This window comes from Aminiphilus circumscriptus DSM 16581, from assembly GCF_000526375.1.
In the GTDB taxonomy this organism is placed as follows: domain Bacteria; phylum Synergistota; class Synergistia; order Synergistales; family Aminiphilaceae; genus Aminiphilus; species Aminiphilus circumscriptus.
Window position 1 is genome coordinate 516,940 of record NZ_JAFY01000007.1, and the last position, 24,129, is coordinate 541,068.

18 protein-coding genes are annotated in these 24,129 nt (G+C 63.0%); 17 read left to right on the forward strand and 1 reads right to left on the reverse strand.

Going from position 1 to position 24,129, the window contains the following annotated elements; all coding sequences use genetic code 11:
• Positions 1–2 precede the first annotated feature (2 nt).
• From K349_RS17280 to K349_RS0113335, 17 genes are all read left to right on the forward strand, one after another.
• Positions 3–989 carry a ketopantoate reductase family protein gene (locus tag K349_RS17280; RefSeq protein ID WP_029166248.1) on the forward strand — a complete coding sequence of 329 codons (987 nt, stop codon included), beginning with the start codon at positions 3–5 and terminating at the stop codon, positions 987–989.
• Positions 986–1,540, forward strand: coding sequence for a flavodoxin family protein (locus K349_RS0113260; RefSeq protein WP_029166249.1), 555 nt, complete (start codon positions 986–988; stop codon positions 1,538–1,540). Before K349_RS17280 ends, K349_RS0113260 begins: the two co-directional genes overlap by 4 nt.
• Before the next feature lie 300 nt (positions 1,541–1,840).
• Entirely contained in the window at positions 1,841–3,730 is a 1,890-nt protein-coding gene (gene thrS / locus K349_RS0113265; protein ID WP_029166250.1) for a threonine--tRNA ligase, read from the forward strand.
• Between the two features lie 206 nt (positions 3,731–3,936).
• A complete protein-coding gene (locus K349_RS0113270; RefSeq protein ID WP_029166251.1) occupies positions 3,937–5,181 on the forward strand; it encodes a threonine synthase in 1,245 nt (414 codons plus the stop codon).
• 23 nt (positions 5,182–5,204) lie between these two features.
• Positions 5,205–6,596: a PLP-dependent cysteine synthase family protein gene (locus K349_RS0113275; RefSeq protein ID WP_029166252.1), complete on the forward strand. Its 1,392-nt coding sequence runs from the start codon at positions 5,205–5,207 to the stop codon at positions 6,594–6,596.
• Between the two features lie 4 nt (positions 6,597–6,600).
• Positions 6,601–7,641 (forward strand): TRAP transporter substrate-binding protein, encoded by a 1,041-nt coding sequence (locus K349_RS0113280; protein ID WP_245588058.1) that lies wholly within the window; start codon positions 6,601–6,603, stop codon positions 7,639–7,641.
• A gap of 74 nt (positions 7,642–7,715) precedes the next feature.
• On the forward strand, positions 7,716–8,927 hold the full coding sequence (locus K349_RS0113285) for a YgeY family selenium metabolism-linked hydrolase (RefSeq protein WP_029166254.1): 1,212 nt from the start codon (positions 7,716–7,718) through the stop codon (positions 8,925–8,927).
• Positions 8,928–9,050: 123 nt separating this feature from the next.
• On the forward strand, positions 9,051–10,040 hold the full coding sequence (locus tag K349_RS0113290; protein ID WP_029166255.1) for an ornithine carbamoyltransferase: 990 nt from the start codon (positions 9,051–9,053) through the stop codon (positions 10,038–10,040).
• Positions 10,041–10,081: 41 nt separating this feature from the next.
• Complete coding sequence (locus K349_RS0113295; RefSeq protein ID WP_029166256.1) at positions 10,082–10,894, forward strand: FAD binding domain-containing protein; 813 nt, start codon at positions 10,082–10,084, stop codon at positions 10,892–10,894.
• A 16-nt stretch (positions 10,895–10,910) separates the two neighbouring features.
• The gene (locus K349_RS0113300) at positions 10,911–11,417 is read left to right on the forward strand and encodes a (2Fe-2S)-binding protein (RefSeq protein ID WP_029166257.1); all 507 of its coding nucleotides are present in this window, start codon (positions 10,911–10,913) and stop codon (positions 11,415–11,417) included.
• A complete protein-coding gene (locus tag K349_RS0113305; RefSeq protein WP_029166258.1) occupies positions 11,414–13,801 on the forward strand; it encodes a xanthine dehydrogenase family protein molybdopterin-binding subunit in 2,388 nt (795 codons plus the stop codon). Before K349_RS0113300 ends, K349_RS0113305 begins: the two co-directional genes overlap by 4 nt.
• On the forward strand, positions 13,798–15,189 hold the full coding sequence (locus K349_RS0113310; RefSeq protein WP_029166259.1) for an amidohydrolase family protein: 1,392 nt from the start codon (positions 13,798–13,800) through the stop codon (positions 15,187–15,189). Before K349_RS0113305 ends, K349_RS0113310 begins: the two co-directional genes overlap by 4 nt.
• Before the next feature lie 117 nt (positions 15,190–15,306).
• Positions 15,307–16,428, forward strand: coding sequence for a 4Fe-4S binding protein (locus K349_RS0113315; RefSeq protein ID WP_029166260.1), 1,122 nt, complete (start codon positions 15,307–15,309; stop codon positions 16,426–16,428).
• A gap of 212 nt (positions 16,429–16,640) precedes the next feature.
• The gene (locus K349_RS0113320) at positions 16,641–18,968 is read left to right on the forward strand and encodes a xanthine dehydrogenase family protein molybdopterin-binding subunit (protein WP_029166261.1); all 2,328 of its coding nucleotides are present in this window, start codon (positions 16,641–16,643) and stop codon (positions 18,966–18,968) included.
• Positions 18,965–20,401, forward strand: coding sequence for an FAD binding domain-containing protein (locus K349_RS0113325; protein WP_029166262.1), 1,437 nt, complete (start codon positions 18,965–18,967; stop codon positions 20,399–20,401). Before K349_RS0113320 ends, K349_RS0113325 begins: the two co-directional genes overlap by 4 nt.
• A 263-nt stretch (positions 20,402–20,664) precedes the next feature.
• Entirely contained in the window at positions 20,665–21,249 is a 585-nt protein-coding gene (locus tag K349_RS0113330; protein WP_029166263.1) for a CD3072 family TudS-related putative desulfidase, read from the forward strand.
• An 81-nt stretch (positions 21,250–21,330) separates the two neighbouring features.
• On the forward strand, positions 21,331–21,921 hold the full coding sequence (locus K349_RS0113335; RefSeq protein WP_029166264.1) for a CD3073 family putative ECF transporter S component: 591 nt from the start codon (positions 21,331–21,333) through the stop codon (positions 21,919–21,921).
• 249 nt (positions 21,922–22,170) lie between these two features.
• Here the strand turns inward: K349_RS0113335 and pgm are convergent, their stop codons facing one another.
• Entirely contained in the window at positions 22,171–23,805 is a 1,635-nt protein-coding gene (pgm, locus tag K349_RS0113340) for a phosphoglucomutase (alpha-D-glucose-1,6-bisphosphate-dependent) (protein WP_029166265.1), read from the reverse strand.
• Positions 23,806–24,129: the final 324 nt, after the last annotated feature.

Genomic DNA, 24,129 nt, shown 5'->3' on the forward strand with positions numbered 1-24,129 from the left:
GTGTGCTCTGCCGAGAGGAGGTCGAGGCCTTCGGACCGGTGACCATCGTCGGCTGCGGTGCCCTGGGCGGGCGTTTCGCTGTCTCGCTGGCCGCTGCAGGGGTGCGGGTTCAGGCCCTCCAGCGGCGGGGAGAGCATTTCGATGTCTGCCGGGAGCGGGGGCTCCTCTACGTGGACGCCCGGGGGGAGGAGTGCCGGGTGCGCTTCCCCCTGAGCGACGATCCGGGGGAGCTCGCCGAGAGTCCTCTTGCGGTGGTCTTCGTGAAGAGCGGCCAGACCGGGGAAGTGGCCCCTCTCGTGGCGCGGTGTCTTACCCGGGACGGCATCGTCCTGTCGCTGCAGAACGGCCTCGGCAACGGAGAGGCCCTTGCGCAGGTCCTCGGTGAGGAGCGGGTTGCCCTCGGCGTCACCACCTGCGGGGCCCGGCGCAGCGCTCCGGGAGTCGTCCACTGGGGCGGGGATGGAGTGACCCGCATGGCTCCCCTGAGGCCATCGAGGGATCTTTCCCGGATCGCCGCGCTCTTCCGCGCCGGAGGATTCGTGGTGGAACTCCTCCGTGAACCCTGGCGAGCGGTTTGGGAGAAGGTAATCCTCAACGCCGCGGGAAACCCCGTGAGCGCCCTGCTTCGCTGCTCCAACGGAGAGCTGTTCCGAAACGCTTCCGCCCTCTCTCTGATGCGTCGCCTTCTCGTCGAGGGGGTGGCGGTGGCCCGGGTTGAGGGGATGTTTTTCGACGAGGAGGAGCTATGGTCCTCGCTGCTGCTGGTGCTGGAGCGCACGGGCACGAACCGGACGTCCATGCTGCAGGATGTGGAGCGGGGAACTCCCACGGAGAACGGGGCAATCAGCGGGGCGATTCTTCGCAGGGGCATCGCCCGGGGCGTCGCAACTCCCGACACGGCCTGCGTCGTGGCGTTGATGGAAGCGCTGGACGAGGCGATGAAGAAACGAAAACGACAGTCTTCCGATGGGGGGAAAATGTGCGAATGAAAAAGATGACGGTTCTTCTCGGAAGTCCGAGACGCGGAGGAAACAGTGAAATGCTGGCGGATTCCCTGGTGCGGGGATTCGGCGGAACCGGTGGAGAGGCGCTGACGATCCGCCTCGCGGACCTGCGCCTCGGAGGATGCGTGGATTGCCGTAGGTGCTGGAGCAGTGGCCGTCCCTGCGTGATCGACGACGACATGCAGTCCGTCTATCTCGCCCTCGACGAGGCCGAGATCGTGGTGTTCGTGTCGCCTCTCTATTGGTGGAGCTGGTCCGCGCAGATCAAGCCCGTGTGGGATCGCCTGATCCCCTATGGGGCCGACGGTGCTCCCCGGAATCTTTCTGGGAAGGGGGCGATCCTTCTGGCCACTGCGGGAGACGACGACCCCGGCTGCTTCGAAGGACTCCGTTTCTCCTTCGCTAGGGGTACGGAGTATCTGGGCATGATGCACCTGGGGGAGATCTGTGCTTCCGGAGTGAACGCGAAGGGAGCAATCCAGGGGAGCGAGTGGCTTGAAAAGGCGGAGGCGTTGGGAAGATCCCTTTCTGCGTAGGGAACCTCTGAAGAGCGCTGAGCCAAGCTCGCAACAACGAGAGACGATCAGGCTCAAGGGCGGGAGAACTCTCTGCCATCAGAGCTTCCGTGGGAAGAGGGCTTCCGTTCTCGGATGTCCTCTCTGGCTTCGAGAGGTGCGTCGTTTTCGAGGCAAGACGGGCCGGGCCTTTCTCCCGCGAGGGGAGACGCTTTTCTGTGCTACAATTCTTCGAGCAGCGGAAGAGTGATCCGCCGCTGAAATGAAGGGTGCGGTTTCGTCAGGGTAGGGCGGAACGCAGCACCGGAGGAGGAGAGACTCATGTCTGAATGCACCATGCAGCATCCGTCGGAGGATCTGCCCCAAAGAACGGCCGGTCAGCTTCTGTCGGAACGAGGGCTGCTGAAGGGGGCCGTGGCGGCAAAGGTGGAGGAGCGGCTTGTCGATCTCTCGAGCGCACTCGCCGAGGGGATGACGGTCGAGCCGGTTCCGGGTGAGAGCGAAGAAGGGCTTGACGTCCTGCGCCATTCCGCCTCGCATCTCATGGCTCAAGCGGTGTGCCGCCTCTTTCCCGGCACGAAGCTGGGAATCGGTCCAGCCATCAAGGACGGTTTCTATTATGACATGCAGATTGCGGGACAGCTCACCGAAGAGGATCTGCCCCGCATCGAAAAGGAAATGGCCCGCATCGTGAACGAGGGACTCGCGGTGGAACGTGTCCTTCTTCCCCGGGAGGAGGCGCTCGCGCTTTTCAAGGAACGGGGAGAGAGTTACAAGGAGGAACTGATCCGGGATCTGCCGGACGAGCAGATCTCCTGCTACCGCCAGGGGGAATTCATCGACCTTTGCCGGGGTCCCCACGTGCCGAACACCAAGATGCTCCGACACGTGAAGCTCCTCTCTGTCGCGGGCGCATACTGGAGGGGCGACGAGAAGAATGCCATGCTGACCCGGGTGTACGGCACGGCCTTCGCGAGCGCCCAGGCACTGGAGGACTATCTGAAGAGGATTGAGGAGGCGAAACGGCGGGCACACCAGAAGCTCGGAAAGGAACTTGATCTCTTCAGCATCCAGCCCGAAGGGCCGGGCTTCCCCTTTTTTCACCCCAAGGGCATGGTGATCATCAACACTCTCGTGGACTTCTGGAGAAAAGAGCACCTGCGCCGGGGCTATTGCGAGATCCGTACCCCTCTCATTCTCGACCGGGACCTGTGGATCCGCTCCGGGCACTGGGACCACTACCGGGAGAACATGTACTTCACCAAGATCGACGATCGGGACTTCGCCGTGAAGCCCATGAATTGTCCTGGGGGGATGCTGGTCTACAAGTCCCAGCTCCGGAGTTACCGGGATCTGCCCCTCCGCATGGCCGAACTCGGAACGGTACACCGCCACGAGCGCTCCGGTGTACTTCATGGGCTCATGCGGGTCCGCTGCTTCACCCAGGACGACGCCCATCTCTACGTCACGCCCGAGCAGATCAAGGACGAGATCCTGGGCATCATGGACCTGATGCACTATGTCTATAACGACGTGTTCGGTTTCAAGTACCGGGTGGAGCTGTCCACGCGCCCCGAGAAGGCTATGGGCGATCCCGTCATGTGGGAAAAGGCGGAGCAGGCTCTCCAGGAGGCGCTGGAAGAAGGGGGCGTTTCCTTCAAGATCAACCCCGGCGACGGTGCCTTCTACGGTCCGAAGATCGACTTCCACCTGGAGGACTGCATCGGCAGGACCTGGCAGTGCGGAACGATTCAGCTCGATTTCCAGATGCCCGAGAAATTCGACATCACCTACGTGGGCTCCGACGGGGCACAACACCGTCCCGTCATGCTGCACCGGACGGTCTTCGGAAGCCTGGAGCGCTTCTTCGGCATTCTCATCGAGCACTTCGCAGGGGCCTTTCCCTATTGGCTCGCTCCGGTGCAGGTGAAGCTGCTTCCGGTGAAGGACGCCCATCTTCCCTACGCCCGTGAGGTGGAGACCATGCTGCGTGGTTGGAACGTGCGGGTCGAGAAGGACCTCCGGGACGAGAAGCTGGGCAAGAAGATCCGCGATGCCCAGTTACAGAAGGTCCCCTACATGATTGTTCTCGGGGACCGGGAAGTGGAGACTCGTTCTCTCTCCGTTCGGGAGCGGACAAAGGGGGACTTGGGGAGCCTCTCCCCGGATTCGTTCCGGGAACTGCTCCGCGAGGAATTCTCTCCGCTGTAGCCATGTTTGTCTGCGGCCTCCGGACATCTCGTCCGGGGGCCGTTTCTTTATTCCCGCACTTCCCTGCGGATTTTCTTCGCTGTCGCACTTCCCAAGGCGGAGGCGAACGTGTATTGTAAAGAGGTGTGATTTCCTGATATTTCCTGAGGAATAGCAGCATTTCCCCGGGCCGGCCGGGGTACGAAAAGCGAAGGAGACGAGAAGCCATGGCGGAACGATACATGCTTCGGTGCGTTCTCTGCGGCGCCTCTCCGAAGGTGGAGGCTCGCGTCTATACCTGCCCCCGTTGTGGTCTCGACGGAACGCTGGACGTGTGCTACGACATGTCCGCACTTCGGGGACGCGTGACCGGCGAGACCTTCGAGGCGTCGGGACGGCGGGATCTGTGGCGCTACGAGTCCCTTCTTCCCGTGGCGGCGCGGACCTCCATTCCACCTCTCCAGGTGGGATGGACGCCCCTCTATGCGTCGGCGAAACTGGCGGAAACCTACGGCGTGGCGGAGGTGCACGTGAAGGACGAGGGACGCAACCCCACGGCGTCCCTGAAAGACCGTGCCAGTGCCGTGGGCGTCGCAAAGGCCCTGGATTTCGAACAGAAGGCCATCGCCTGCGCCTCCACGGGAAACGCAGCGAGTTCCCTCGCGGGTTTTTCCGCCGTGGCGGATCTTCCCTGTTACATCTTCGTCCCCGAGAGGGCGCCCGCAGCAAAGGTGGCGCAACTCCTCGTCTATGGCGCCACGGTGGTCCTGGTCCGGGGAAATTACGCGGTGGCCTTCGACCTGGCCACCTGGGCGATTGAAAGATTCGGCTGGTACAACCGCAACTGTGCCATCAATCCCTACCTGGTGGAGGGGAAGAAGACCTGCGGGCTCGAAATCGCCGAGCAACTCGCCTGGCGGATGCCCCACCGGATCTTCATCTCCGTCGGTGACGGCTGCTGCATCAGCGGTTTGTACAAGGCCTTCCGGGATCTTGTGGACCTGGGGCTCATCGACACGCTGCCGCGTCTCGTGGGCGTCCAGGCCGAGGGGTGTGCTCCCGTCGCGGAGGCCTTCGACGCAGGAGCGGAGCGCGTGACCTTCCGTTCCGGAGACACCCTGGCGGATAGCATCGCCGTGGGGGCTCCGCGAAACTGGGCGAAGGCGCTGCGTGCGGTCCGGGAGAGCCGGGGCGACATGGTTCGAGTTACTGACGGGGAGATTCTCTCGGCCATGACGGAACTCGCCCGGACCGCAGGGGTCTTCGGAGAGCCCGCGGGGGTGACCGCCTTCGCGGGATTCCGCAAGATGGCCCTGGCGGGAAAGATCGGCAGGGACGAACGGGTGGTCATCGTCGTCACCGGAAACGGCCTGAAGGATGTAGACAGCGCCCGCAAGGCCGTGCCGGAACCCATCCTGGTGGAGCCGGACCCGGAGGATCTGCTGCGGAAACTGGGAAACATCGCTCGCTGAGGACGGAAGAGGAGGAGAGAAACGTGGCTGCAAACGAACGCGCGCTTGTCTGGGGTCCCACCTTCGAGGAAATGCTCCATCCCGAGAAGATGCCCGCCGCAGTCCGGAAGCGGGCTGTCGAGGCGGCGAAAACGGATCCCCTCGATCCGGTGAACCTTTTCAACATCACCTGGAAGGACGAGAACTGCCGTCCCTATTCCATGGTTCTACCAAAGGAACTCACCGGCATCGACGCTCCCGTGGTGGTGCTCTACAGCAAGGATTTCCCCACGGGATCGCACAAGGTGGGGGCCACCTATTCGGTGACCCTGGAACATCAGCTCGAAGGAAAGATCGCGCCCGGTAGGGACACGCTGGTCTATCCCTCCACGGGGAACTACGGCATCGGTGGCGCCTGGGTAGGTGCCCGCATGGGCTACGATGCCCTGGTCATCCTCCCGGAACTCATGAGCCAGGAGCGCTTCGACCGGATCGCGAGCTATGGGGCCCGGTACATCAAGACGCCGGGATGTGAGTCGAGCGTGAAGGAAATCTTTGACAAGTGTCACGAATTACGGCGAGAGCCGAACACGGTGATTCTCAACCAGTTCGAGGTCATGGCCAACTACCGCTGGCACTACTTCGTCACGGGAAACACCGCCGCGGAGGTGGTTCGGGATCTGGGCGCGCAGGGTGTCGGAAATGGGCGCTGCGCCGCCTTCGTCTCCTCCATGGGATCCGCGGGGACCATCGCCGCGGGGGACCGACTAAAGCAGCTTTTCCCCTCCTGCCGGATTGTCGGGCTCGAGCCCACCCGGTGCCCGACCCTGTATTCCAATGGCTACGGCGACCATGACATCCAGGGAATCGGCGACAAACACGTCACGTGGATCCACAACGTCCTCAACATGGACCTCCTGGTTTGCGTGGACGACATGGAGTGCAAGAAGGGATTGCAACTCCTGACGGACCCTGTGGGGATGGCTTGGCTCCGCGAGAATGGAATCTCCGAGGAGAACATCCGCCTCATGGCCTCCATTTTTGGCATTTCCGGCGTGTGCAATGTCCTGGGTGCTATCAAGGCGGCAAAATTCTACGGTTTTTCCAAGAATGACATGCTCGTCACGGTCTGCACCGACGCGATTGACCGGTACCATTCGGTGATGCGGCAACTGGACGAGCGCTTCGGCGGAATGACCCGGGAAGAGGCGAAGCTGCGGCACGAGACACTTTTCCTGGGGCAGCGCACGGACTGGGTGCAGGAAGGAACCCGGTTGAACCGGGAACGCTGGTTCAACCTGAAGTACTACACCTGGGTGGAACAGCAGGGAAAGACCGTGGCCGAACTGGATGCCCAGAGATCCCCCGCCTGGTGGGAAGCCCACCAGGCGAAGGTCGCCGACATAGATGCCAGGCTGCTCACCCTGCGGGGATAGGATCGTGGTTTTCGTGCGCCGCACCACGCTCCGTGTGCTTCTTCTCTGTGTGGTTCTCCTGTGCCGGGATGCCTCCGCCAGAGAGATCCGGCTTGCCCACCTCAATCCCCAGCGCCCTTTCGAGGTGGCCACTGCCGCGATGGCCCAGGTCTTCAAGAGTATGGTGGAGGCGGGCAGCGGCGGAAGTCTTCAGGTGGCGCTCCTCCCCGAGGGAGAGCCTGGAAACGAGCGGGAGTGCATGGAACAGGTGCGGGCGGGGGTATTGCAGAGCTACATCGCCTCCGCCGGAGGAATGGCCCCCTTCTACCCGCTGGTGGGCGTTCTGGACATTCCCTTCGCGATCCGGGATTTTTCCGTGGCGTGGAGGGTCTACGACGGTCCCTTCGGCGAACTGCTCCGGCAGGACATCCTGGAGAAATCCGGATTTCGCGTGCTCGGCTTCGGAGAGGCCGGCGGATTCTTCCAGATTTCCAACAACAAGCGCCCAATCCTCTCCCCGGAGGACATGGAGGGGCTCCGTATGCGGGTTATGGCGGTTCCTTCACAGGAAAATTTCATGCGAGCCTTTGGAGCCGTTCCTGTGGTCATGCCTTGGTCCGAGGTGCGCACTGCTCTTGAGACGGGAGTCGTGGACGGGCAACACAACCCCGTTCCCATCCTGCTCGCCGGAGGGCTCCAGACGGTACAGCGCTATCTGACGCTCTCGAACCACCTGTACAGCGTCTATTTCTGGGTCATGAACGACGATTTCTACCGGTCTCTCACTCCGGAGGAACGGCGTGTGGTGGATGAGGCGGCCCGGGTGGCTATCGTCGCGGGACGAGGGCTCAATCGAATTCTCGAGGCCTCCGGAAAGGAGCGTGCCCTTCTTGAAGAGGCGGGGATGCGGATTGACGTGCTCTCTCCAGAGGCGACGGAAGCGTTCCGCCGGATCGGCCGTGCCTCCGCCCTGGCGTTTCTCGCCGAATCGTCCGGCGAGGAGGGACGACGGATGGCAGAACGCTATCTCGACGCAATACGTGCTGCGGAAAAGGAAGTGGAGTGAACGCTCCGGCGAAATGGGAAGGGGCGTGGGGAATTGTTTCCGTTCGGGAACGACGGAAAGGGGAGTCGAGACGGATGCGTGTCGGAGCCGAAGAAGTACGGCGGCTGGCGGAAGCTTGCCTGCCGGACATAACCCGCTTTCTGCGGGACATGGTGGCGATTCCGAGCGAGAGCGGCAACGAGGAACGGGTGATCCAGAGAATCTGGCAGGAGATGGAGAGGGTCGGCTTCGACCAGGTGGAAATCGATCCCATGGGGAACATTCTTGGCACGGTGGGAAGCGGAAGACACCTCATCGCCATGGATGCCCACATCGACACGGTGGGGGTGGGCAACCGGGAACTCTGGACCTTCGATCCCTACGAGGGATACGAGGATGAACAGTGCATCGGCGGACGAGGTGCGTCGGACCAGAAGGGCGGCATGGCCTCCATGGTCTACGGAGCGAAGATCATCAAGGAACTGGGGCTTGAGGGGGACTATTCACTCCTCGTGACGGGAACGGTGCAGGAGGAGGACTGCGACGGCCTCTGCTGGCAGTACATCGTCCAGGAGGATGGCATCCGCCCCGAGTTCGTGGTCTCCACGGAGCCCACCTCCTGCAAGATCCACCGCGGCCAGCGGGGACGGATGGAGATCCGGGTGTCCGTGTCGGGTCTCTCCTGCCACGGTTCCGCGCCGGAGCGCGGAGACAATGCCATCTACAAGATGGCGCCCATCCTGCTCGAACTCCGGGCGCTTCACGAAAACCTTCGGGATCATGAATTCCTTGGCAAGGGGAGCCTCACCGTCTCGGAGATATTTTTTTCCTCCCCCTCCCGGTGCGCTGTGGCGGATGGCTGCAGCATCTCCATCGATCGACGCCTTACCGGGGGCGAGACGGCGGAGTCCGCTCTGCGGGAGATCCGGAACCTGCCGGCGGTGAAAGCCGCGGGTGCCACGGTGAGTATGTACGACTACGCCGCTCCTTCTTACCGCGGGCTCGTCTATCCCTCCGAGGCCTATTTCCCAACCTGGCTCATCGACGAGGATCACGCGGTGACCCGGACCCTCGTCGAGGCCTATCGACACCTCACCGGGGAAGAGCCAGTGGTGGACAAGTGGACCTTCTCCACCAACGGCGTCGCCATCATGGGACGCTTCGGGATTCCCTGCGTTGGCTTCGGTCCCGGACACGAGGACCAAGCCCACGCCCCGAACGAGCGGACCTGGAAGAGCGAACTCGTGAAGGCCGCAGCCATGTACGCCCTGATTCCCACCCTGTACGTGGAACGTTGCAGCGGATAAAGATTGGACGACGGTCGAAGGGGGACGGTGTCGAGCCCGATTCCGGCGAAGAACGCCGTGTTTCGCGCCGATGTGCCGTATGAGGCATGTCTTATCTCCAGCGAAGAAAGGAAGGAAAAGAGCATGCAGACCTTGTTTCGGGGAAAACATTTCATTACCCTCCGCGAGTGGACCAGGGAGGAGATCGACACGATTCTGGACGTCTCCTGCGAGCTGAAGCGTTCCTTCGCCATGGGCGTTCCCACGCCGCTCCTTCCCTATCAGACGGTGTTCCTCATGTTCTTCGAACAGTCCACGAGAACCCGCAATTCCATGGAGGCGGGAATCACCCAACTGGGCGGGCATGCCCACTATCTCGACACGAGCACCATGCAGATCTCCCACGGGGAGACGCCCAAGGACACGGCGATCATCCTCTCCCGGTTCGGACACGCCATCGCCTGCCGGAACTGCTTCTGGAAGACAGGCAATGCCTACCTGCGCGAGATGGCCCAGTGGTCCCGGGTGCCCATCATCAACATGCAGGACGACCTGTATCACCCCCTCCAGGCCATCGCGGACCTCATGACCATGCGGGAAAAGCGGGGAAAGGATCTGCGCCGCCTCAAGGTCTCCATCATCTGGGCCTTCGCGACGAGCCACAAGAAGCCGATCTCCGTTCCTCTGAGCCAGGCGCTCCTCTTCCCTCGGTACGGCATGGACGTGACGCTGGCTCATCCCAAGGGGTGGGAGCTGCCCGACTGGGTCCTCGAGGAGGCCCGTAAGAACGCGGAACAGACCGGCGGCACTTTCCGGGTCATTCACGACCAGGACGAGGCCTATCGCGACGCGGACGTGGTGTTTCCCAAGAACTGGGGGAGCTGGGTGACGAACGAGAGCACCGACGTGGTCGATTCCGCCCTGGAGGCGAACCGTGCCTGGAAGTGCACCCGGGAGAAGATGCACCTCGCCTCTCCGGAGTGCCTCTACATGCACGCTCTGCCGGCGGACCGCGGCAACGAAGTGGAGGACGCGGTCATCGACGGGCCGAACTCGGTGGTCTTCGACGAGGCGGAGAATCGGCTGCACACAGCGAAGGCCGTCATGGCCCTCACTATGGGCGGGCGGGGTTAGAAGACGGAAGGCGCGGAACATCGAAGAAGGGAGGCGACGCCGTGGAATGGTTTTTCCCCGAAGACGTTGAAGAAGCGGCACGATGTGTGCAAGAGGAGGGTGTGGTTCCCCACGGTGGAGGAACCATGCTCTGCCGTGGCGATCTTTCCCGCATCCGCGGGATGGTGGATCTGTCCCGAACCGGTCTCTCGGGCCTGCGCAGGGAGGGAGACACGTTCTTCCTCGGTGCGACGACGACCTTTTCCGAGGCGGCTCGCGCCTTGAGAGCGTGCGGCGCCGCTCCCGCGCTCAGCCACGCCCTCGGCGTCGCGGCGGCGACGCCGCTCCGCAACCGGATCACCGTCGGCGGCAGCATCGCCTCCTTTCCCCTCTGGTCCGACCTGATGGGCCCCCTCCTTGCCCTGGGAAGTTCTGTCCATCTCCGGGGACGGGTGGCAAGGACCGTGCCCTTGGAGGACTACGTGTCCACTCCGGACCTGCACAGGGGAACCCTCGTCACGGGGTGCTCTTTTTCCGACCGGTTCTGGCGCTTCTGGTACCACCGGGAGGTCCGGGTTCGTTTTGACTATCCCGCCTTCACGCTCACGTTCCTCGCCCTCGTGGAGGAGGAGTGTGTGAAGGAGCTGCGGGCGGTGCTCGTGGGATGCAGGAATCGGTTTCTCCGGATGACCGAGATCGAGGAGACTTTTCGGGGCTTTCCCCTGGGGACGGAACTTCCCGGAGGTTTGGGGCGCCGATTCGAGGCGGGCTTTTCCGAGAGACCCCACGGCAGTGCGACCTATCTTCGGGAAATCGCGGGTGTGTGGGTGGAGCGCGGTCTGAATTCGCTTCTCGGGAACGGCAAAGACCGCTGACGGGAGGGGGGAGAACATGCAAGGGCGTTTTCGTGTGAACGGCAAAGAGGCCTTGTGGACCTTCGAAGCCGGGGCGACCCTCCTTGACGTTCTTCGGAAGAACGGCGTCACGGAGGTCAAGGAGGGCTGTCGAGAGGGACATTGCGGCTGCTGCGTCGTCCTTCTGGAAGGTGTGCTCGTGGATTCCTGTCAGGTCTTCGCCGCGACGGCCATGGAGCGGGAGATCACCACATCCCTCGGACTCGGGGATCTGCGCGCTCCCTCGGCGGTGCAACAGTCCTTCGTGGACGCGGGGGCGGTGCAGTGCGGTTTCTGTACGCCCGGAATGGTCCTGGCGACTCATGCCCTGCTGGAGGAGCATTCGGAACCGACGGAGGAGGAGATTGCTGCTGGGCTTGATGGCAACCTGTGCCGGTGCACGGGCTACGTGAAGATCGCCGAGGCGGTGCGTCTCGCGTCGGAGCGGCGCAGAGCTGGAGATAACTGCAGCGGCGCTTGCGGCGGAGGGAGGTGTGGCGCATGAGCGCGGCGTCGGAGCGCGCCTTCACTGTGGTGGGAAGGAATGTGGCAAAGATCGACGCCCTGGCGCTCGCTGTCGGAACCGAGCGTTTCACCGGGGATTTCCCCGCCTCCGACGCGCTCTCCGTGGCGGTGCTGCTCTCTCCGCATCCCCACGCGGACATCATTCGGATCGACACGAGCGAGGCCGAAAAGGTTCCCGGCGTGGTGGAGATCCTCCATCACGGCAACGTTCCCGGAGTTCTCCACACCACGGCGGGGCAGGGCTATCCCGAACCCTCGCCGTACGACACGCTCCTTTTCGACCGCAAGGTCCGTTTCGTTGGCGACCGGGTGGCCCTCGTCGCCGCGGAGACGAAGGAGGCGGCCCTGGCTGCCCTCGGGAAAATCGTCGTCGATTATGTTCCCCTGGAGCCGCTCTTCGATCCCGAGCGGGCTATGGAGGAAGATGCCCCCAGGCTCCACGGCGACGAGGCCTACGCCCCGCTCCCCGTCACCTACGACGCGGCTCGGAATCTGGCGGGGGAGATCTCCTTCACCATTGGGGACTTGGAAAAGGGTTTCGCCGAGGCGGATTTCGTGGAGGAACAGGTCTATCACACCCACATCACCGCCCATTGCGCCCTTGAGCCGCACTGTGCCTTGGCCTATCTGGACGAGCGAGGACGGCTCGTCATCATTTCCTCCACTCAGGTTCCCTTTCACGCCCGGCGAACCACGGCGCGACTCCTTGGCATTCCCACCGGCATGGTCCGAGTGGTGAAGCCTCGTCTCGGCGGCGGTTTCGGCAGCAAGCAGGAAGTTCTCGTTGAGCCCCTCGTGGCAATGGTGACCTGGCGGACGGGTCGGCCCGCCACCTATGTCTGCTCCAGAAAGGAGGTTTTCCTCTCCACCCGAACGCGCCACGCCATGCGGATCCGCCTCAAGACGGGGATAATGCGGGACGGCACCATCACGGCCCTTTCCATGGACGCGCTCATGAACGCAGGTGCCTACGGTTCCCACGCCCTCACGGTGGTTTCCGTGGCGGGAGGCAAGAGCCTTCCCTTGTTCAACAAGATTCCGAACCTGCATTTCCTGGGCCGGTCAGTGTACACCACGCTTCCCGTGGGTGGTGCTTATCGCGGGTACGGGGCGACCCAGGCCTTTTTCGGACTCAACCAGCACGTGGATATTCTCGCGCGGCGGGTCGGCCAGGATTTCCTAGACTACGTAAAGCGATGGCACATCCAGGAGGGGGAGACCTCCCCGGTCTTCCGGGCCCTTGGAGAAGGCAAGGAGGGCGTGGACCAGATCATCCACTCCTGCAAGCTCGACGAGTGCATCGATCGGGGCGCTGAGGCCATCGGATGGAGGGAAAAGCGGGGAAAACGTCTTTCGCCCGCGCCAGGAAGAGTTCGCGGAGTCGGCGCGGCGGTGTCCATGCAGGGATCGGGTATTCCAGGCATCGACATGGCGGCGGCGTCCATGAAGATGAACGAGGACGGCTCGTTCAATCTCCTCGTCGGCGCGGCGGACATCGGCACGGGTGCGGACACCATCCTCGCCCAGATCGCCGCGGAGGTCCTCGGACTTCCCGTGGAGAAGATCCTGGTCCTCTCGGGCGACACGGACGTGACTCCCTTCGATGTGGGGGCCTACGCGTCGTCCACGACCTACGTCTCCGGAAACGCTGTGGCGAAGTGCGCCGAGAGCTGCGCGGCCCAGATTTTGGCCGTGGCGGCGGACATGCTGGGCGCACAGAAGGAGGACCTCTGCCTCGAAAACGGCTCTGTCCGTGATCTGCAGACGGACAAACGTGTCGCCTTCGGGGACGTGGCGGTGAAGACCCTCTACGGCCACGACCAGTTCCAGATCCAGGCTCAGGCCTCCTACGTGGGGAGCGAATCGCCTCCGCCCTTCATGGCCCAGTTCGCGGAGGTGGAGGTGGACCTGGAGACGGGAAAGGTGGTTGTGCTCGACTTCGTCTCCGCAGTGGACTGCGGGCAGCCCATCCATCCCCGTCTTGTGGAGGGGCAGGTGGAGGGAGCGACTCTCAATGGCATCGCCTACGCCCTTTGGGAGGAGTATCGCTTCGACGAGACGGGAAGGATGCGGAACCCCTCCTTCTGGGACTACAAGATCCCCACCCTCGGGGATGTGCCGCGCCTTCGCACCATTGTCGTCTCCTCCCACGAGGAGACGGGGCCCTTCGGTGCCAAGTCCGTCTCGGAGATCGGCATCAACGGTCCCGCTCCGGCCATCGCGAACGCCATCTACGATGCAACGGGAGTGCGTCTTTTCGATCTTCCTTTCACGCCGGAAAAAGTGTTGCAGGCCCTTCGGGCGAAGGCTCCAAAGAAGTGTGGTGGGAAAATGTCTCCCGGGGCGGAGGAAGAGGAAGCATGAGCACGGCGACGTTTTCCGCCGAAGACGAGAGGTCGGTTGTGTCTGTCCGGGGATTTGCCATCGGAAATGGAGTGGTCGCCGATGGATGCGGTCTCTTTCTCGACCGGGGGGCGGTGCTTGTTCGGGATGGAAGGATCGTCGAGGTGGGGGATGTCGCCTCCATCCGCTCCCGGCTTCTGGAGGGGGAGGAGTTCTGCGACGTGGGAGGGCGGCTTATCCTGCCTGGATTCGTCAATCCTCATCATCACCTCTATTCCTTTTTCGCCGTGGGATTGGCCCCGCTTGGTGCCACGCCGGATTTTGCCGCTATCCTGGAGCGCCTCTGGTGGCCTCTCGACGATGTCTTGGACGCGCCGACGCTCCGCCTGTCGGCGCTGCTGGGACTGTGTGATGCCCTTCGTCACGGTGTGACCACCGTCTTCGATCATTCCGCTTCCATGAGCTGTGTCCGGGGAAGCCTGGACATTCTCGCCGACGCTTTCCGTTCGCTGGGTATGAAAGGGCTCATCTGCTACGAAATGTCCGACCGGGTAAACGCGAGAAAGCCCTACGGAACGGGCGCGGCGCACGCTGGTGCTCCCGGGACGCGGGAGCACGCGGAGGAGAACCTCGATTTCTGGCGACGGCACCGGGACGATCCCCTAGTTCGGGGAGCCTTCGGCCTGCACGCCAATTTCACTCTCAGCGAGGAAACCCTCGCCTGGGTCCGGCAGGTCAAGCCGGAGGATATGCCTATTCACATCCATTGCGGCGAGGATGAGATGGACCTGCGCTTCTGTCGCGACTTGGGGTACGCTGGTCCGGTGGATCGGCTCCATCGTTTTGGCCTTCTGGATGCACGATCGCTGTTGGCTCATTTGGTGCATGTTTCCGACGTGGATTTGGCCCACCTGGAATGTAACCAGCCCGTGGTGATCTGGAATCCCGAGTCCAACGCGAACAACGGGGTGGGACGCTTCAACCGCAAGAAGCTTTCCCGCTATGTTCTTGGTACGGATGGTATGAGCTGTGACATGATTCAGACCCTCCGTTCCGCCTGCCTCCTCGGAGAAGGTTCCCGGGAGGATTTCCGAGAACTGGGACGGATTTTTTTCGCGGAGAGCCGCGATGTCCTGAGGCGCTTCTTTCCCGATTCGGGGGGGCTCGAACCGGGTAGGCGAGCGGATCTGACCGTACCTGAGTACCTTCCCCTGACGCCCGTGACGGAAGCGAACCTGCCGGGGCATCTTATCTACGGAGCCAGGAACGGACGGGCCTTTCTCACCGTCGGAGACGGGCGAATCCTCTTCCGGGACGGACGGGTGACGATTCTGGACGAAGAGGCGCTCCTGCCGGAGGCGATGGCCGCCGCGAGAGCGCTGGAAGAACGTTTTTCCCGCCACGCCTGAGGCAAGGGATTTCCCCGGACGGGGCATGCGTCCGATATGCGGCATTCGCGGCATGAGGAACGTGCTGGAAAAGAGTCACTCCCCGGGGCAAGGCTATCGTATGAAGGAGGAATGCTCATGGCGAATCTGGCACAGTGCGTGAACGGTCTCCACTTCCGTAATCCCGTGCTTCCTGCGGCGGGACCCAACGTGCGCACGGGGGAGCAGATGCTCGCCGCTGCGGGAGGCGGTGCGGGGGGCATCGTGGCGAAGACCGTTTCGGTGCGCGCCGCATCGGATCCGCGTCCCTCCATCAGACGGAGTGGTCTCGGTTTGCTCAACTGCGAGACCTGGGCGGAGGTGTCTCCCCTGGAGATGCTTCCCGAGCTGAAAAAGGCGAAGGAGGCGGGGCTTCCTCTCATTGCCTCCGTGGGGTACTCCCCGGAGGAAGTGGCCTTTCTCGGCGAGCTGCTCGAGCGCGAGGTGGCCCCCGATGCGGTGGAGTTCTCCATCCACTATGTGGGAAAGGAGCTTGATCCCCTGCTCGACGTCGCAAAGGCGCTTCGACGGAGCACGAAGGTCCCCATTTGGATGAAGCTCTCTCCCTCCGTGCCGGACCTGGAGACCCTTGCCAAGGCGGCTTCGCCCGTGGTGGATGCCTTTGTGGCGATCAACTCCTTGGGCCCCGCCCTCGACATGGATGTGGAGAGTGTCTCACCTCTCCTCGGTTCCTCCTGCGGGCAGGGGTGGCTGTCGGGGCCGCCCATTCTTCCTCTCGCCCTAAATTTCGTTTATCGCCTCGCCACCGTGCAGGACAAACCCGTCATCGGCGTGGGAGGGATCGAGCGGGGTGTAGACGCAGTGAAATTTCTCCTTGCCGGAGCTTCGCTGGTACAGGTGTGCTCTGCGGCGATCCGACAGGGGCACGGCGTGTACGGAAAAATCGCGATGGAGATCGACACGTGGCTCGACGAGCACGGGTATGCCTCGGTGGAGGAGATCCGCGGGCTTTACGGGCGCCGCCTGAAGGAGCGGAAACGGATCGAGGGCGTTCCGGTCATGGCGGTGGACCGGGAGCGCTGCGTGGCCTGTCGGGCCTGCCTTTTCCGGTGCGTGTCGGGAGCGCTTTACTTCGACGGAAGCAAGGCGGCCATCCATGCCGCATCCTGCATCGGCTGCGGTTTCTGTCGGGATTTCTGTCCCGCCGGCGCGCTGGCGCTCCGGGACAGGCGCGGGGATGGCTCGGGAGCGGACGGCTAGAAACTTTCGCCACGGTTCCGGGACTGAACGGAGAAGGAACAAGGCCACCTGGAGGGCGGCCCGGAACCTGGCCCACGAAGGCAAGATCCGGGCTGCCCGAAGGGACACGACCTATCCAAGACCATCGTGGAAGGACGCCTGCTCGGGTATCCCCTTTTAGTGGGGTGCTCTCGTAAAGGCGAACGAGACCAAGTGCAGAAGGAGGTCTGCCCGTGGAAGACCGACTGTTTTCGCCGGTGGGCGTGTCCTGTTCCCGCATCGAGGGATGGGAGAAGGTGTCCGGGACGGCCCGTTTTACCGACGACATTGCTGTTCCCGGAGCATGGTTTGGTGATGTGGTGCGCTCTCCCGTTTGCCGGGGGCGTCTCCGGGAAATCCGCTTCGATCCCGCCTTCGACTGGAGCCGTGTCGCCGTCGTGACGGCCCGGACGCTGCCCGGACCGAACGTGGTGCACATGATCCGGGACGACCATCCCATCGTCGCGGCGGAGGAGATCCGGTTCTTCGGGGAGCCCGTGGCGCTTTTGGCCGCCCCGGACAGGGCGATTCTCGCGGCGGCGATGGCGGCGGTGCATCTGGACGTGGAGGAACTTCCCGCCCTGCTCTCTCTCGACGAAGCCCAGGAGCGCCTTGCGCTCTCCCGGGAACACGTGCTCGCCTCCTACGCATTTTCCGGCGGGGACACTGCGTCGGCCTTTGAGGAAGCCGATCTCGTCGTGGAAGGAGTCTACCGGACGGGGCACCAAGAGCACATGTATCTGGAGCCCCAGGGAATGATCGCCTTTCCCGGAGAGAGTGGGGGCGTGGAGGTGACGGGGTCCTTGCAGTGCCCCTACTACGTGCACGGGGCACTGACGAAGGCCCTTGCCCTTCCCCCCGAACGGGTGGTGGTCCGTCAGGCCGTTACGGGAGGCGCCTTCGGAGGGAAGGAGGACTATCCATCGGTGCTTGCCGTACAGGCGGCGCTTTTGGCACTCGCCTCGGGAAAGCCTGTGCGGATGATTCTCGACCGGCGGACGGACATCGGCGTAACCACCAAGCGCCACCCCTCGCTCATCTTTCACCGTACGGGAGTGCGGAAGGACGGAACGCTCCTCGGCGCGGAGATTGACATCTACCTGGACGGCGGAGCCTATGTCACGCTGAGCCCTGTGGTGCTCTCCCGGTGCATGCTCCATGCCTGCGGTGCCTATCGCGTTCCCGCCGCGACAATTCGGGGATGGGCACTCGGGACCAACACTCCCCCCAACGGAGCCTTCCGCGGATTCGGTGCCCCCCAGAGCCTCTTCGCCATGGAACGCCAGATGGACCGCATCGCCGCGGAGCTAGGCATTTCGCCTCTTGAAATTCGACGGAAGAACGTCCTCCGGACAAAAGACACGCTTCCCTTTGGTCAGGTTCTCGAGGAGGAGGCAGGAGCGTCCCTGGTTCTTGAAAAGGCAGTGGCGCTCTCCGATTACGAGGCACTGAAGGCCGCTCCGAAATCCTGCAGGGACGAACGGGGAAGGCGCGTGTGGCGCGGGGTGGGGCTCTCCCTCTTCCTCCACGGTGGCGGGTTCACAGGAAGCGGAGAAGAACGCATCGCCGGCCGGGTGCGGCTCACCGCGGACGAAGAGGCAAACGTGGAAATCTTCGTCTCCAGCACGGAGATGGGACAGGGAGCGTCCACCGTGCTCTGCCAGATTGTCGCCCAGGCACTTGCGCTCCCCCTGGGCAAGGTGCGCCACGTCCCTCCCGAGACGGGGCTGGTTCCGGACAGTGGTCCCACCGTGGCCTCCCGGACGGTGTTCGTGGTGGGACGCGTGCTTCTGGACGCCTGCCGGACCATGCTCCGGCGTCTCGAAGCGGCGGCGAAGGAGTGGTTCGACACGGCGGGCCGGGAGGTCTACTCCAAGGACGGCTATTTCTTTGCCGGGGAGGAGCGGTTCGGGGACATGGCGACCCTCCTCTCCCGCTATGTGCGCGAGAGCGGTGGGCCTCTTGTGTCGGAGGCGACCTACACTCCTCCGGAGGGATTTTCCTGGAATGAAGAGGCGTTTTCCGGGGATGCCTACAAGGCTTATTCTTGGGGGGCCGATGTCGCTTGCGTGGATGTGGACGCGACGACGCTGGAGATCCGTCCGAGGAAGGTTACCACGGTGCTTGAGATCGGCCGGGCGGTGAACCCCGTTCTCGCTGCGGGACAGGCCGAAGGAGGAACGCTCCAGGCTCTGGGCTACGCCTATCTGGAGGACATGGGCTACGGCGGAGGCCGGTTCCGGAACGACCGCATGGCCACCTGCCTTATTCCCACCGCAGTGGATGCGCCGGAGTTCTCGGTGCGTTTCGAGGAACTGCCCACCCGGCACGGCCCCTTCGGCGCGAAGGGATTGGGGGAACTTCCCATGGACGGAGGCGCTCCGGCGCTTCTGGCTGCTCTGGAGGATGCCCTTGGCGTCTTCTGCGACGAAATACCTCTTTCACCGGCGAAACTCCTGGAGAGGCTTGCGGCGAGGGAAAAACGGAACTGCGCGAAGGAATCGGAGGGAGACGGGGCATGAGAATTTCCCTGCTGGTGAATGGAACCGAACAGATGCTCCGGGTGCCGCCGCTGCGCTCTCTTCTGAAGATCCTGCGGGAGGACCTGGGACTTACGGGTACGAAGGAAGGATGTGGCGAGGGAGAGTGCGGCGCCTGCGCGGTCTTTCTCGACGGAATGCTCGTCAATTCCTGTCTTGTCCCCGCTTTTCAGCTCCACGGGCGGGAGGTCGTCACCATCGAAGGGCTGGGGTCGAAGGAAAACCCCGATCCACTCCAGAACGCCTTTCTGGAAGAAGGGGCGGTGCAGTGCGGTTTCTGCACCCCTGGCCTCATTCTGGCGTCCCGGGCGCTGCTGAACGAGAACCCCCACCCGAACCGGGAGGAGATCCGGGCGGGTCTCTCGGGGAGCCTCTGCCGCTGCACCGGTTACGAACGGGTCGTGGCGGCGGTGGAGAAGTGCGCCGCCGCATCGCCGGAGGAGGCGACGACGCCGGACGGGCAAGGAACACGAGAGAAACGCGGTTTCCGCTCCGACGGACCGCCGTTTCCCTGCGATGGGGACTCTCCACGGGTCCTGTTTCCCCAAAGCATCGACGAGACCCTCCGGATGCTCGCCGATGCGGACGCGCCTCCCACGCTCTTCGCCGGGGGGACGGATCTGATGGTCCCTGGGAACGGAGAGGCGGTTCCGGAATGCATTCTGAACATCCTGGACATCCCGGATCTCCGGGGCATCTTCGAGCGGGAGGATCTTTTGGAGATCCGGGCGGGGACATCCATGGACGCAGTGGCGAAAAACGCGGTGGTTCGGAAATCTTTCCCCGCCCTCGCGGAGGCGGCGCTTTCCTTCGGTGCGCCGGCCATTCGCAACAGGGCCACCATCGGCGGCAACCTTGCCGGAGCCTCCACCGCGGCGGATTCACCGCCCGCCCTGCTCGTCCTCGGCGCGTCTGTGGTGCTTGAAAGTGTCAGGGGCACGAGGACCATCCCCCTTGAAGAGTTCGTCACTTCCTACCGGAAGACCGTTCTTGCCGGGGACGAACTGCTCACGAAGATTCTCGTCCCCTTCCGGATGGGACGGGAGCAGGCGGAACGCTATCGGAATTTCCAGTCTTTCCGCAAGGTGGGTTCCCGAAGCGCTCTCACCATCTCCAGAGTGACGGTGGCGGCCTCCCTCGACACCGATGCGGAAGGGCGCATCGTCCACGCCCGGATTGCCGTGGGAAGCGCCGCGCCGACGGTGCGTCTCCTCGAACGGACCGGACGGTTTCTCCTTGGACGCACTGCCGATGCGGCGACGCGCAGAGAGGCGTGCCGCCGCGCCGCCGAGGAGGTGGCACCCCGCAGCACCCCTGAGTACAAGCGGTGGGTGGTGGAGCAGCTCCTTGGGGATTTTCTGGAGCACCTTCCGGGAGGGCCGCGATGCGACGAAGACGGCGCGGAGAAGCGATGACGACCTGAGGTGCGGCGGTGTCGCTCTCTGCGATGATTATGGACAAAAGGGCGGTCCCGGGATCCGGGGCCGCCCTTTTGCGGAATCGTCCGATATCGGTGATTGACAAAGTCACGAAGGACAAGGTATATGGAATAAAGACTATGCCTTTATGTTCTTGGCGAACATTTCCGCTTTCGGAGGGAAATGCACTTCGCAGAAAAGACACCCCGGAGGATGCATCGTTCTTCGGGATTCGGATGGAGGAAAAGAGGAATGTCCAAATGCGCCGAAACGGATCCGTCGTCGTTCTTGCCCACTGTCTTTTGAATGCGGATGCCAAGGTGAAGGGTCTCGCCGAGTACCCTGGAGCGCTCCTTTCTTTCGTCCTTCCCCTCTTTGAGGAAGGAGTCGGCGTGATACAGCTTCCGTGTCCGGAAGCGACCTTCCTGGGCGGAGCACGTTGGGGCATGACCCGCGAACAGTATGACACGACCGCCTTTCGGCGCCACTGCCGATGTCTTCTTACCGGTACGATGGACCAGTTGGAGAGCCACCTGCGTTCCGGTCACAGCGTTGAAGGAGTTGTCGGCGTGGACGGGAGTCCATCCTGCGGCGTCTTCTTCTCCTGTTCGGGATACGAGGGAGGGGAGATCTCCATCGGAGGCTTTGTCGAGCGCTCCCGAAACGCTCTGCGGCGTTGCCGGGGAGAGGGGATCTTCATGGCGGAATTGCGTGTCCTGCTGTCGGAGAGAGGAATCTTCCTTCCCTTTTCCGCAGTGGACGAGGAGTCCTCGGAGGGAACGACGTGGCGGGAGGTGAGACGGAAATTCCGTCACGATGCCGACGGAATGTCCAGCGAGGCGTAGGAGGGAAATCGGTGTCCTGTTCTTCCGGGGCAAGAGACGCCGCGACGCAGCGATACGTTTGCCGAGGAGGAATTTTCTACCATGAGCAAAAGTACGTTTCAAATGATCTTCGCGTCCCTGTGTGTCGTCATGAACCTCGTTTTCGGAACGCTGGTGCAGTCGCTCCAGATTCCGCTGCTGTTTTTGGATACGATCGGAACCATCTTCGGCGCTGTGCTGTTTGGACCGTTCTACGGTGTTCTCATCGGGCTGGTGACGAACGTCGTCCAGGGCATTCTCACCAATCCCCGCGACATTCCCTTCGCGCTGGTGAACATGGCCATCGGACTCTTCGTGGGAGTGGTCTCCCGAAAGATCCGTTTCACTCTTCCCGTCTCCGTCGGTGTGGGGCTGTGTCTTGCCGTCCTTGCCCCGCTCATCGGAACGCCCATTGCCGTCTGGATCTACGGCGGTCTCACCGGCGGCGGGACGGATTTTTTCTTCCTCTGGCTGTACCAGAGCGGGCACAAGATCTTTACCGCAGCCTTTCTTCCCCGCATCACGGGCAATCTCGTGGACAAGGTGGCGAGCGCCGTTCTTGTTGCGTTGCTGATAGCGAAAATGCCACCGCGATTCCTGGTCATGGGAAACAATCCGCATCTTTTCGGAGAAGCCGACAAAAAGACATCTTGAGAGAAGAGCGCTTTTCCCGGGAGAGAAGAAAACGTCCCGGAGCGACGGGGCGTCTCTTCGTCGCCACGTATGGATGACACTGAAATGCGGCAGGAGAAAAGGAAGCGTGTTCCCTCCCTTTTCTCTTGCCGCATTGCGCTTCTTTCGTTCGTTCGGACCCGGACAATGACGCGCCGGAAGTGCCCCGGCAAAGGTCCCGACAAATGGTCACGGAAGGATTTTTTCGGTGCGTCCTTCCGTACCGGGGCGTCAGGCGCCGGAAAAGGCCCGCGCCACCACCGCCCGGGCTTCCTCGAGAAGGCGTTGCAGGTGTTCTTCGCCGAGGAAGCTCTCCGCGTAGATCTTGTAGAGGTCCTCCGTTCCGGAGGGGCGGGCGGCAAACCAGCCGTTTTCGGTTGTCACCTTGATGCCGCCGATGGGTGCGCCGTTTCCCGGCGCTTTCGACAGGACGGCGGTGATGGGCTCGCCCGCGAGGTATGCCACGTTGATCGCCGAGGGATCGAGCGCGGCGAGACGCTTCTTCTGTTCCGCCGTGGCAGGGATGTCCTGCCGTTCGTAACGGGACGCGCCGAAGCGCTCTTCCAGCTTGCCGTAGAGTTCGGAGGGGGTTTTTCCGCTCCGGGCGGTAATTTCCGCCGCGAGAAGGTCCATGATGAACCCGTCCTTGTCGGTGGTCCAGACCGTTCCGTCCCTCCGCAGGAAGGACGCCCCCGCGCTCTCCTCGCCGCCGAAGGCGCAGGTGCCCTCCAGCAGGCCGTCCACGAACCACTTGAACCCCACGGGAACTTCGAGAACCGTCCTTCCGAGAGCCGCCGCGACGCGGTCGAGCATGGAGCTGGTCACGAGAGTCTTGCCGATTCGGCACGCGGGGTTCCATTGCTCCCGGTTCCGGAAGAGATACCACACCGCGGAGGCGAGATAGTGGTTGGGGTTCAGCAACCCTCCGTCGGGAGTGACGATGCCGTGGCGGTCGTAGTCAGGATCGTTGCCGAAGGCGATGTCGAAGTCGTCCTTCATCTCTACGAGCCGCGCCATGGCCCAGGGGGAAGAGCAGTCCATGCGGATTTTTCCGTCCCTGTCGAGGGTCATGAAGGAGAAGGTTGGGTCCAGGAAGGGGTTCACCACGTCGAGGTGCAGGCCGTAGAGATCTGCGATGGGCTCCCAGAAGGCGAGTCCCGAGCCGCCCATGGGGTCCACGCCCAGATGCAGCCCCGAGTGGGCGATTGCGTCGAGATCCACTACATTTCTCAGGTCCCTCACGTAGTGGATGATGTAGTCGTGCACGTGCGTGGTATCGGCTTTAAGTGCCCGTTCGATGGGAATGCCCCGGGTCTTTTCCGAGCCGAGGAGTTCGTTAGCCCTGTCCTGGATGCGTTTCGTGGTCTCTGTGTCCGCGGGGCCGCCCGATGGTGGGTTGTACTTGATTCCTCCGTCTTCGGGCGGGTTGTGCGAAGGGGTGATGACCACGCCGTCGGCGAACCCGTCCCGCCGTCCCCTGTTGAAGGTGAGGATGGCGTGGGAGATCACCGGCGTGGGTGTGGCACCGAAGCCGGCCTGGATCATGATGTCCGTCCCTTCCGCGGCGAATACCTCCACGGCGGTGACGAACGCCGCCTCGGAGAGGGCGTGGGTGTCCATTCCGAGAAAGAGCGGTCCGGTGATGCCGCGATCTCTCCGAAGCTCGCAGATGGCGCGACAGATGGCCGCCACGTGTCCCTCGTTAAAGCTGTTGGTGAACGACGATCCCCGGTGACCCGAGGTGCCGAAGACGACCCGGTGCGCGGGGTTGTCCGGATCCGGACGTCTCGTGTAGTAGGCGGCGATGAGACGCGGTATGTTGACGAGCGAATCCCGGGAAACCGGCGTGCCTGCTCTTTCTGTCATGAGCGCTCCTCCTTCCGGCGTGGTGCGATCTCTCCAAGGGTGCGGAATGTTCCGTCTGATTTCGCCTCTCAGCGAGACTGTACGAAAGCACTGCCCTTTCGTCAACCCGGTCGAGGGGTGTGGTGCGTGAGGAAAAAAACATCCCGGAGCGTGACGGCACTCCGGCTCGGCGGCCTGCGCTGTCCCCCGTTTTTCGTGCTCCGCATAAAGGTAAAGGTCCTTGCGCACGTTCCTCCCATGGCGTCGTTCAAACCGCAACACCCGGTGTCGCTCCGAATCGAAGCGATGCGTCACCCGTCGCCGTCCGTACCGCCGAAATTTCTG